Here is an 11,183-nt window from a genome sequence, read left to right as displayed (position 1 = left end):
TGTTCTGTAGTGTGTCAGTCTTATAGGTAAATAATATCAGAAGGAATATAAATTAGAAAAGCGGAAGTTAGCCAAAGTGTTTCATGACGCATTGGTGCCTTTCGCAGAAAGGCGGATTATAATTATGAAATTTTTGAGACAATTTATGATCATACTTGCCATATCATTTATCGGAGAAGTGTTAAAATACATCGTCCCACTTCCGATTCCGGCAAGTATTTATGGACTTGTAATCTTATTTATTGCATTAGAGACCGGAATCATTAAGCTTTCAGCGGTCAAAGATACGGCCAAATTCCTGATTGAGATCATGCCGCTTATGTTTATTCCGGCAGGTGTTGGTCTGCTGGAATCCTGGGGCGTATTACAGCCGGTTTTACTTCCGGTTGCTGTAATCACGGTGGTTTCAACCATTATTGTTATGGGAGTATCCGGAGTGGTTACACAGGCGGTGATCCGTAAAGAGAAGAAAGCAAAGGCAGCAAAGGAGAATTAGGATGAACGATTTAATGATGCAGTCCCTGTTTTTTGGGGTTATGATAAGTATTGCGATGTATGAACTTGGTGTATGGTGCAAGCGGAAGACAAAAATTGCACTTTTGAATCCACTGCTTTTTTCCATTGCAGCAGTGATTATTATTCTGCTTGTATGTCATATTGATTATGACACATATAACAATGGAGCAAAATATCTGTCATATCTGCTGACTCCGGCAACGGTATGTCTTGCAGTACCTTTATATGAGCAGTTTGAACTTTTAAAGAAAAATATCCGGGCAATCATGGCTGGCATTGTGTCAGGAGCACTCACAAGTGTAACCTGTGTGCTTGTTCTGTCGATGTTATTTAAGTTAAGCCATGCAGAATATGTGACACTTCTTCCAAAGTCAATTACGACAGCAATTGGAATGGGAATTTCCGAAGAGCTTGGTGGTGTGGTAACAATTACCGTGGCTGTCATTATCATCACAGGTGTATTTGGAAATATTACAGCAGAATTTATCTGTAAACTGTTCCGGATTGAGGAGCCAATTGCAAAAGGAATTGCGATCGGTTCAGCATCCCATGCGGTTGGTACGGCAAAAGCGATGGAACTTGGTGAGATCGAGGGGGCAATGAGCAGTCTTTCGATTGCAGTGTCCGGACTGATCACGGTAGTTTTGTCCATGATTTATGCAGGAATTTATTAGGATATACAGGGAGGAATTTTATATGATTATTACAATTGCGAGAGAATCAGGAAGTGGCGGACATGAGATCGGGAAAAAACTTGCAGAACATTATCATCTTCCATTATATGATAAAGAAATTCTGGTAGAAAAAGCAAAAGAAAAAGGGATTCTGGATGAAATGGAATCATTTTTTTCTGAAAAACCAATGAACAGCCTGCTTTATGCAATTGCGATCGAAAATGGTACGGATCAGTCCTGGCATAAGGAATTTGATATTTTAAAGAGTCTGATTGAAGAAGAGTCATTTGTTCTGATCGGAAGATGCGGTAACTATATCTATCAGGACAGAGACGATTGTCTGTCATTTTTCCTTCACAGTGACAGAACACATCGGGTACAAAGAACAATGGAACTTCAGAAACTGAATGAGAAAAAAGCCTCTCGTCTGATCGATGAAGTGGACGATAAAAGAAGTACTTTTCATAAATATTATACGGGCGAGCACTGGGGAGATGGCAGAAACTATACCATGTGTTTGGATACGGACCGGATCGGAGAAGAACATACATTAAAGGTTCTGATTGACTATATTGACTCGGCAGTGAGATAATAAATATAGTTATCAGAAAGGTAGAAAGGGTCAATGTCTTTACAATTTGTTTTGGGAAATTCCGGAAGTGGAAAATCCGTATATATGTATCATCAGCTTGTGAAAGAAGCAGGAGCCAATCCGACAAAAACCTATCTTGTTGTAGTTCCGGAGCAGTTTACGATGCAGACGCAGCGTGAATTGGTAGATCTTGCGCCGAACAAAGCAATCATGAATATTGATGTAGTGAGTTTTCCACGTCTTGCATACCGTGTTTTTGATGAGCTGGGCAGGAAGAATCTGACTGTTTTGGAAGAGACAGGAAAGAATCTTGTGCTGCGCAAGGTTGCACAGCAGAAAGAAGAAGAACTGACGATACTGCGTCCGAACCTGAACCGGATGGGGTATATCAGCGAATTAAAATCACTTTTGTCCGAACTGATGCAGTATAATATTACACCGGAATGCCTGAAAGCGTTTGTGGAAAGTGGACGTGGCTCCCAGGTTTTTTCAGCAAAACTGACAGATGTCATTACGATGTACCAGGGATTTGAGCAATATATCAAGGACAGCTATATTACTGCGGAAGAGATATTGACGGTTCTTTCTGATGTGGCAGATCAGTCGAAAATTATTCGTGACAGTGTAATCGTTTTTGATGAATTTACCGGTTTTACTCCGGTTCAGATGAAACTTATGCAAAGACTTCTGGTGCTTGCAGATTCTGTTTGGGTAGCACTTACAATCGATGCCAGGGAAGACTTTTACCGGAGCAGGGGCGTTCAGGAGCTTTTTCACATGCCGAAGAAAACAATACAGGCATTGCAGAAGATGTGTGAACAGCTGAATGTCGAGGTCAGGGAACCTGTCATTCTTTCGGATGGAGCAAAATGGCGTTTCGCCAAAGCCCCATCCTTGTATTTTATGGAACAGAATCTGTTTCGTCCGAGTTATCAGAGAAAATTCGGTGAAATTCAGGAGATTGGCATCTCAGCGGTGAAAAATCCAAGAGAAGAGATGCTGCTTGTGGCGCGCAGAATCTGTCATCTCGTAAGAGAGGAAGGGTATCGTTATAAAGATATTGCAGTCGTGACGGGAGATATGGATACATATGGCAATTATGTGGAGCATGTGTTTGCAAAATATCAGATTCCATGTTTCCTGGACCGCACAAGAGAGATTTTGTTTCATCCGTTTATTGAATTTATCAGGGCGGCACTGGAGATTGTTTCAAGTGATTTTTCATACCAGGCCGTGTTCCGTTATTTAAGGTGCGGCTTCTGCGGAATCGTGGAAGCAGATATTGACCGTTTGGAAAATTACGTGCTTGCAACAGGAATCCGGGGGAAATCTGTTTGGAGCAGAAAATTTCTCAGAATGCCACGTAATAAGCAAAATACGGATCTTGAGCGTATGGAGGAACTTCGGGGACAGATTTATGGGGCACTTGCACCAGTCTATCAGGTTTTTCACAAAAAAGAATCTACCGTTGGCGAACAGCTGACGGCATTATATCATCTGATCGAAGAACTTGGAATCGAAGCGCAGCTTGGCGAGCGGGAACAGCAGTATCTGGAAGCCGGGATGCAGACAAAAGCGAAAGAATACGGACAGATTTATCGCATTGTCATGGATCTTTTTGATAAGATTTACAGTCTTCTTGGTGAAGACCATATGGAGATACAGGAATTTGTGGAAGTACTGGATGCCGGACTGGACGCTGCAAAGGTTGCAGTGATTCCGCCCGGATATGACAGTGTGACGATCGGAGATATTGAAAGAACGCGTCTGAATCATGTAAGAGCATTGTTTTTTATCGGGGTTAATGATGGAATTATTCCAAAAGCAGGAGCACAGGGCGGCATTATTTCCGAATATGAGAGGCAGATTCTTTCAGAAAATGATATGGAGCTTGCACCAGGACCGAGAGAACAGGTATTTATACAGAAATTCTACCTGTATCTGAACCTGACCAAGCCATCCGAAAAGCTGTACCTTTCGTATGCCTGTGTGGATCGTGATGGAAAGAGTCTTCGCCCTTCCTATCTGATCGGAACGGTACTAAGAATGTTTCCGGATATGAAAGTGCAGATGGAAGAGGAACTTACAACGGTTCTGGATCATGTGACACCCGAAGCAGCACTGGATTATCTGATTCGTGGAGAGCGTGAAAAACACTGGTATGCGCTGGCAAAATGGTTTCTTAAGGATGACAGTGAGAAAGGAAAAGAGGCATTCGAACAGATTCTTACGGCAGAGTTTGCCCATTATGAAGATGAGCCGATCAGCAGGGCGATTGCCAGGGCAATATACGGAAGAACACTGGAAGGCTCTGTCACAAGACTTGAGCGTTTTGCAGCGTGTGCATATGCCCATTTCCTGCAATACGGACTGAGGTTAAGAGAACGTGATATCTGTGGTTTTGCGGAAATGGATATGGGAAATATCTATCATGAGGCATTGCAGATTTACAGTGTGCATCTGAAAGAATCGGAATATGACTGGTTCACAGTTCCGGAAGAGATCCGGGATGACATGGCAAAAGAAGCATTTGAACAGGCTGTCGCAGAGTATTCGGTTCCGGAAGCATATGAAGCAGCGGAAAGCAGACATCAGCTGGAGCGCATGCAGCATATTTTGCAGCAGACGATATGGGCTCTGACAAAGCAGGTGCGTAAAGGGCGATTTGTTCCATCGGAATTTGAAATCTCTTTTTCCAGGGAAGAAGATCTTGAGGCAATTCAGTTTCAACTGGATAAAGAGGAACAGATGAAACTGACGGGAAGGATTGACCGCCTTGATGTCTGTCAGGAAGATGGCAGGTTATTTGTGAAGGTCATTGATTATAAATCGGGAAATACAAAGTTTGATCTCGTAAAAATATATCAGGGAATGCAGCTTCAGCTTGTTGTCTATATGAATGCAGCCATTGAGCTTGAAAGAAAAGCACATCCACAGCTTGAAATGGTGCCAGGCGCAATATTTTATTATCATATTGACGATCCGGTTATTGAAATGCAGGAACAATCAGATCTTTCAGAGGAAGAATATAAACAGGCAATCTTAAAGGCTTTGTGCCCGGATGGGCTTGTGAACAGGGATGAGGATGTTTACCGGGCGATGGATGATGAATTTGAAGAAAAATCCGATGTGATCCCGGTTCAGCTGACGAAAAAGGGAACCATTCATGAGCGGAATTCCAAAGTGGCGGAGACAAGGGAATTTGATCTGATCCAGAAATTCGTGCGCTCAAGAATTGAAACGTGCGGCAGGGAAATTTATCAGGGAAAGATCAGTGTGAATCCATATACATCAGGTATGGAAAGCAGTTGTAATTACTGTCCGTATCAGGGCGTATGTGGACTGGACCCGAAGATTCCGGGGTATCGTGTAAGAACACTTGAAAATCTGAAAAAAGATGAGGTGTTTGACCGGATGCAGACAGAACTGGCAGTGCAGGAGAGCAGAAAAGAATGAGTATGAACTGGACGAAAGAACAACAGCAGGTAATTAAATTAGACAATCGGAATATTCTCGTATCTGCGGCTGCTGGCTCAGGCAAGACGGCTGTTCTGGTAGAGAGAATTATACAAAAGATTACAGATCCAAAGCATCCGGTAGACATTGACCGGCTTCTTGTTGTGACATTTACCAAGGCAGCAGCTGCGGAAATGAGAGAGAGGATCGGTGCGGCCATTGATAAGTTACGGGAAACACAGAGCGAAGATGTGAATCTGGAACGTCAGCTGACACTGATCCATAATGCGCAGATCACAACCATTGACAGTTTCTGTCTTTATGTTGTGCGGAATCATTTTCAGGAGATCAATCTGGACCCGAATTTCAGGATCGCAGATCCGGGTGAGATCCAGCTTCTGGAAAAAGATGTACTGAGTGAAGTTTTTGAGGCAAACTATGCATCCGAAAACAATGAACGTTTTTTATATCTGATTGATGCATATTCCGGAAAGCGGAATGATCAGGCTGTTCAGGATATGGTGTTAAAAATATATCATCTGTCGCAGAGTAATCCATGGCCGAAAAGCTGGATGGAAGACCTTTGCAGCCTGTATCGGGTGGATTCTGCCGAAGCGCTGCTTCAGACAGAACTGATAAAAGAGATCACGGCATATGCAAAAACGATGCTGATCGATGCAAGAGAATGCTTTCAGGCATTGTTCCCTCTGGCATTGGCGGAAGACGGGCCGGCGAAGTATTATGAAACACTGGAAAATGATGTAAAACTTCTATCTAATGTAGAGGAATTGGAAGAATACGGACAGATTGCCGCATTTCTGGAGAATCTTTCATTTGGAAATTTAAGTGCGATACGAAATTTCACTGGAGATGAAGCAAAAAAGGAGCGCGTACAGAACGAACGTAAATCAATCAAGGCATCTATTGACGAGATCAAAAAGAAATATTTTATGATTTCGCTGGATGAGATGGTGGATCAGCTCAACCGGATGCGGCCTGTGGTGGAAGAACTTGTCCGTGTGGCAGTTCAATATATGGATACGCTTGCCAAAACCAAACGGGAGAAAAGAATTGCTGATTTTAATGATATTGAGCATTTTGCACTGAATATTCTTGTGGATGAGACGACCAGAGAACAACGTCCGACAGCACAGGAATTTCAGGAATTGTTTGAAGAGATTATGATCGACGAGTATCAGGACAGTAACCAGGTTCAGGAAGAGATTATGTGTGCGATCTCCCGGATGTCGAAGCAGCAGTATAATATGCTGATGGTTGGTGATGTCAAACAGAGTATTTACAGATTCCGTCTTGCAAGACCGGAACTTTTTATGGAAAAGTATGCTTCGTATGATACCTGCGAAAGTGAGACGCAAAGGATTGATCTGCATCAGAATTTCCGAAGCCGGAAAGAAGTCGTGGAAGCGGTAAATGATATTTTTTACAAGATTATGGGAAGTGATCTTGGAAACGTTGAATATGATAAAGATGCGGCGTTATATTATGGAGCGGATTATCCGGAATCTCAGAATATGCATACAGAGGTTTTGCTTTTTGATACAAAGGCAGAGCTTTTGGAGAATATCAGCAATTTAAGTTCCAGACAGCTTGAGGCCAGAATGGTTGCAGAACGTATTAAAAAGCTGATGAAAAACGGGCAGGTGACGGATAAAAAGACAGGAGAACTCAGGCCGGCCCGCTATTCCGATATTGTTATTTTATTCCGAAGCTTAAAGGACTGGGGCAGTGATTTTGCCCAGACACTGGAAGCATGCGGGATTCCGGCACACGTGGAATCTTCCACTGGTTATTTTGCATCGAGTGAGGTACAGACCGTCTTAAATATGTTAAAGATTCTCGATAATCCATATCAGGATATTCCGATGGCGGCTGTCTTAAAATCTGCAATTGCAGGTCTGACGGATGAAGAACTGGCAGAAATCCGTATCCTTCATCCGGATCTGTCTTTTGCGGAAGCGGCAGTTTTAAGCTGTGAGGAAGCGGAAGAAGGAAAACTTCTGGAATTCTGGAACATGTATACAAAACTTCGTGCGCTGGTGTCCGATACACCGATCCATGAATTGATCCAGGAGATTCTTGATGTGACCAGATATGGTAATTATGCGGCATCACTTCCGGCTGGAATCAAAAGAGAGGCAAATTTAAATATGCTTCTTGAAAAAGCAGTTGCTTATGAAGCAACCAGCTATAAAGGGTTATTCCATTTTGTTCGTTATATTGACCAGCTTCAGAAATACGATGTGGATTTTGGAGAGGCAGAGGTAATCGGAGAACAGGAGGATGTTGTCCATATCATGACGATCCATAAAAGTAAAGGACTTGAATTTCCAATCGTTTTTGTGTCCGGCATAAACAAACAGTTTAACCAGATGGATACAAGAGATGCCATGGTTCTGCATCCGGATCTTGGAATCGGATTGTATGAGCAGACCTGTGCCCCCCGCATGAAGCGTCCATGCTTTGTCAGAAACGAGATTGCGAACCGTATTCTTTCTGAGAATCTTGGAGAAGAATTAAGAGTTCTTTATGTTGCACTTACGAGAGCAAAAGAGAAGCTGATCCTGACAGGAACGGTAAAAGATGCCGGGCAGACCCTGCAGAAATACACAGGAGCTTCGCTTCCTAGACAAAAGCTGGGATATGGGCAGCGGATCGGAGCAAAAAGCTATATGGACTGGATTATTCCGGCACTTTTGTCATATCCGGGGAAATACGACATTACGATCGCTGATCCGTCGGAGATTGTTATGGAACAGGCTTTGGAGATGGCGGAGGTTACGATTGGCTATCAGGAACTGATGGAAAATGTACAGAATGCAGATGAACACCTGATGGAGGAGCTTACCGCAGATTTTGATTATGAATATCCGTATCAGAGCGAAGCCGGGAAAAAGAGTAAGTATTCTGTATCCGAATTAAAACATGACTCCATGGTGCTTACCTATGATGCGCAGGAAGCGGAAACACCGGATTTTCTGAAGGAAGACAAAGAGAGCTATATTCCTGCTTTTATGCAGCAGGAAACTTCAGAAAAAGAGGAGGGAGGAGCTCAGGGAGCACTTCGTGGTACGGCAGTGCACCGTGTGATGGAATGTCTGGATTTTGCTTCAATCTGTGAGATTGACAGAACGGATATACAGGCAGTTGGGACATTTGTTTCAAAAGAACTGGACAGAATGGAGCGCGAAGAGAAGATCACGAAGGATATGAGAATGCTTGTGATTCCGGAGCTTATTATTCATTTTGTACAGTCAGATCTGGCATTTCGGATGGCTGTTGCAGATCAGGCAGGCTTGCTTTTCCGTGAGAAACCATTTGTAATGGATTATGAAGGAGCTTTGATTCAGGGAATTATCGATGTGTTCTGGTTGGAAGAGGGACATATTGTATTAATGGATTATAAAACCGACCGGGTAAAAAAAGCAGAGGAACTGGTGGAACGTTATGAGACACAGCTCCGCCTGTATGCAGATGCTTTAAAACGGGTATTTTCAACAGAAGAACAGGAAAAAGCAGTGAAGGAATGTCTGATCTATTCCTTCCGGCTACAGGAGGTTATAAAAGTATGAATCAGATTATCCTTGCTTCCGGATCACCGAGGCGGAAGGAATTATTAGAACAGATTGGGCTGGAGTTTGAAATATGTCCGGCAAAGGGCGAAGAGATCATTACGAAAACCATACCGGAAGAAGTTGTCATGGAGTTATCCAGACAAAAAGCGGAAGAAGTGGCGGGAATGGTGTCCGCATATGGAGAAAACCACAGTGAACTTACCACACCACAGGATATTCTGGTAATCGGAGCAGACACCGTTGTCGCTTATGACGGGCAGATACTTGGCAAACCGAAAGACAGGGAGCATGCCATGGAAATGTTAAGAATGCTTTCCGGACATACGCACAGTGTATATACAGGGGTTACCTGTGTTTTCATTGACAAAAAAGGAAGATGCGGGGAACATATTTTTTATGAGAAAACGGATGTGACAATGTATCCAATGACGGAAACCGAGATTCAGCGTTACGTGGATACCGGGGAACCGATGGATAAAGCCGGAAGTTACGGGATTCAGGGAAGATGCGCAATCCATGTGAAAGAAATCCGCGGTGATTACAACAACGTGGTAGGACTTCCGGTAAGCCGTCTGTATCAGGAACTTCTCGGTATTGGAATCGACTTATATTTATGGTAAAATAAGAACGACTGAAATCTCTGTTAATGACAAAGAGGAGGGGAAATATGTACGAATATGATGAGGAAGTATTACAGGCGTTTCTGGAAAAACAAAGTCAGCTTTTCGCAGAAAATGTAGCAGAAAATATAGAAGAGGCTGAGGCATTTCTTGAGGACTGCATGGCGGTTGTTGTGGACAGTCTTAAAGAAGTGAAAGAATATTTTGAAGAAGAAGGAACCGATATCTCCGGCATGACCGACGAGGAACTGAAAGAGCAGAGTGAAGTTTTTGAAGTGCCGGGAGGACGGTATCTGATTGTAGAAGGATAGAGAGGCAGAAGCATGAGTAATACATATGATGTTGTGATTATCGGAGCAGGACCGTCAGGGGCATTTTGTGCATATGAACTGATGGAAAAGAAACCGGATCTGAAAGTTCTGATTATAGAAAAAGGAAGAAGAATTGAGAAGCGGGAATGTCCAAAGAGACGTACCAAGGTATGTGTTGGATGTAAGCCGTGTTCTATTACGACCGGTTTTGCCGGAGCTGGTGCATTTTCGGATGGTAAATTATCACTTTCTCCAGATGTAGGTGGAAATCTTCCGGAAATATTAGGATACGACAAGACCGTTGAATTATTAAAGGAATCCGATAATATTTATCTGAAATTTGGTGCGGATACCAAAGTGTATGGTGTCGATAAAGAAAAGGAGATCCGTGAGATCCGCAGAAAGGCAATTACTGCGAACTTAAAGCTGATTGAATGCCCGATCCGTCATCTTGGAACCGAAGAAGGATATAAGATTTATGCGAGAATGCAGGAGCATCTGTTAAACAGTGGTGTGGAAATGCTGTTTGATACCATGGTCGATGACATTATTATCGAAGATAATTGCGCAAAAGGTGTCATTACAGATAAAGGTGAGACCATTTATGCAGATGAGATCGTATCCGCTGTCGGTCGTGAAGGAGCAGACTGGTTTTCCCATATCTGTGACAATCATGGAATTGAAACACAGGTTGGTACAGTAGATATCGGTGTCCGTGTTGAAGTCCGGGATGAGGTTATGGATTTCCTGAATAAAAACCTGTATGAAGCAAAACTTGTATATCATACGCCGACATTTGATGATAAAGTGCGTACGTTTTGTACCAATCCTTCCGGAGAGGTTGCGACAGAGTATTATGATAATGGACTTGCCGTGGTAAACGGCCATGCTTATAAATCTGCGGATATGAAGACTAATAATACCAATTTTGCATTACTGGTATCAAAGAATTTTACCAAACCATTCAAGACTCCAATCGAATATGGTAAACAGATTGCACAGCTTTCCAACATGCTTTGTGACGGCAAGATTCTGGTACAGACCTTTGGAGATTTCAAAAGAGGACGCCGGACAACGGAAGAACGTCTTTGCAGAAATAACCTGATCCCGACATTAAAAGATGCGGTTCCGGGCGATCTTTCCCTTGTATTTCCACACCGGATCATGGTGGACATTGAGGAAATGATCATGGCACTGGACAAGGTTACTCCGGGAATTGCCAGTGATGAAACATTGTTATACGGAGTGGAAGTGAAATTCTATTCAAATAAAGTTGTTGTAAACAAAGATTTCGAGACAAGTGTGTGCGGACTTCGTGCAATTGGTGACGGCGCTTCCGTGACAAGAGGACTGCAGCAGGCTTCTGCAAATGGTATTTCTGTTGCAAGAAGCATTCTGGAAAAACTTTCATAATCAAACGA

General features: G+C 43.0%; 8 protein-coding genes. All 8 read left to right on the top strand.

Annotated features, from left to right (window positions below; genetic code table 11):
- Positions 1–124 precede the first annotated feature (124 nt).
- The 8 genes from FYJ75_RS07555 to FYJ75_RS07520 are packed head-to-tail and all read left to right on the top strand — an operon-like array spanning position 125 to position 11,175.
- On the top strand, positions 125–496 hold the full coding sequence (locus FYJ75_RS07555) for a CidA/LrgA family protein (protein WP_154429850.1): 372 nt from the start codon (positions 125–127) through the stop codon (positions 494–496).
- 1 nt (position 497) lies between these two features.
- The gene (locus tag FYJ75_RS07550) at positions 498–1,190 is read left to right on the top strand and encodes an LrgB family protein (protein ID WP_154429849.1); all 693 of its coding nucleotides are present in this window, start codon (positions 498–500) and stop codon (positions 1,188–1,190) included.
- Positions 1,191–1,212: 22 nt separating this feature from the next.
- Positions 1,213–1,782, top strand: coding sequence for a cytidylate kinase-like family protein (locus FYJ75_RS07545; protein ID WP_195838968.1), 570 nt, complete (start codon positions 1,213–1,215; stop codon positions 1,780–1,782).
- Between the two features lie 33 nt (positions 1,783–1,815).
- Entirely contained in the window at positions 1,816–5,238 is a 3,423-nt protein-coding gene (gene addB / locus FYJ75_RS07540; RefSeq protein WP_154429847.1) for a helicase-exonuclease AddAB subunit AddB, read from the top strand.
- Complete coding sequence (gene addA, locus FYJ75_RS07535) at positions 5,235–8,828, top strand: helicase-exonuclease AddAB subunit AddA (RefSeq protein WP_154429846.1); 3,594 nt, start codon at positions 5,235–5,237, stop codon at positions 8,826–8,828. Before addB ends, addA begins: the two co-directional genes overlap by 4 nt.
- Positions 8,825–9,451, top strand: a complete 627-nt coding sequence (locus FYJ75_RS07530) for a Maf family protein (protein WP_154429845.1) — start codon at positions 8,825–8,827, stop codon at positions 9,449–9,451. The genes addA and FYJ75_RS07530 overlap by 4 nt, the downstream gene beginning before the upstream one ends.
- Positions 9,452–9,498: 47 nt before the next feature.
- Entirely contained in the window at positions 9,499–9,762 is a 264-nt protein-coding gene (locus tag FYJ75_RS07525; protein ID WP_154429844.1) for a glyoxalase, read from the top strand.
- A 12-nt stretch (positions 9,763–9,774) separates the two neighbouring features.
- Positions 9,775–11,175, top strand: coding sequence for an NAD(P)/FAD-dependent oxidoreductase (locus FYJ75_RS07520; protein ID WP_154429843.1), 1,401 nt, complete (start codon positions 9,775–9,777; stop codon positions 11,173–11,175).
- Positions 11,176–11,183 lie beyond the last annotated feature (8 nt).

This window comes from Roseburia porci (assembly GCF_009695765.1).
GTDB lineage: Bacteria > Bacillota > Clostridia > Lachnospirales > Lachnospiraceae > Roseburia > Roseburia porci.
Note: the sequence above shows the minus strand (reverse complement) of the source record. Positions and strands in the feature narration are given on the sequence as shown.

Bases quoted from the DNA above. Each gene is read 5' to 3' on its own strand.
- FYJ75_RS07555 (WP_154429850.1), top strand. From the start codon at position 125: ATGAAATTTTTGAGACAATTTATGATCATACTTGCCATATCATTTATC.
- FYJ75_RS07550 (WP_154429849.1), top strand. From the start codon at position 498: ATGAACGATTTAATGATGCAGTCCCTGTTTTTTGGGGTTATGATAAGT.
- FYJ75_RS07545 (WP_195838968.1), top strand. From the start codon at position 1,213: ATGATTATTACAATTGCGAGAGAATCAGGAAGTGGCGGACATGAGATC.
- addB (WP_154429847.1), top strand. From the start codon at position 1,816: ATGTCTTTACAATTTGTTTTGGGAAATTCCGGAAGTGGAAAATCCGTA.
- addA (WP_154429846.1), top strand. From the start codon at position 5,235: ATGAGTATGAACTGGACGAAAGAACAACAGCAGGTAATTAAATTAGAC.
- FYJ75_RS07530 (WP_154429845.1), top strand. From the start codon at position 8,825: ATGAATCAGATTATCCTTGCTTCCGGATCACCGAGGCGGAAGGAATTA.
- FYJ75_RS07525 (WP_154429844.1), top strand. From the start codon at position 9,499: ATGTACGAATATGATGAGGAAGTATTACAGGCGTTTCTGGAAAAACAA.
- FYJ75_RS07520 (WP_154429843.1), top strand. From the start codon at position 9,775: ATGAGTAATACATATGATGTTGTGATTATCGGAGCAGGACCGTCAGGG.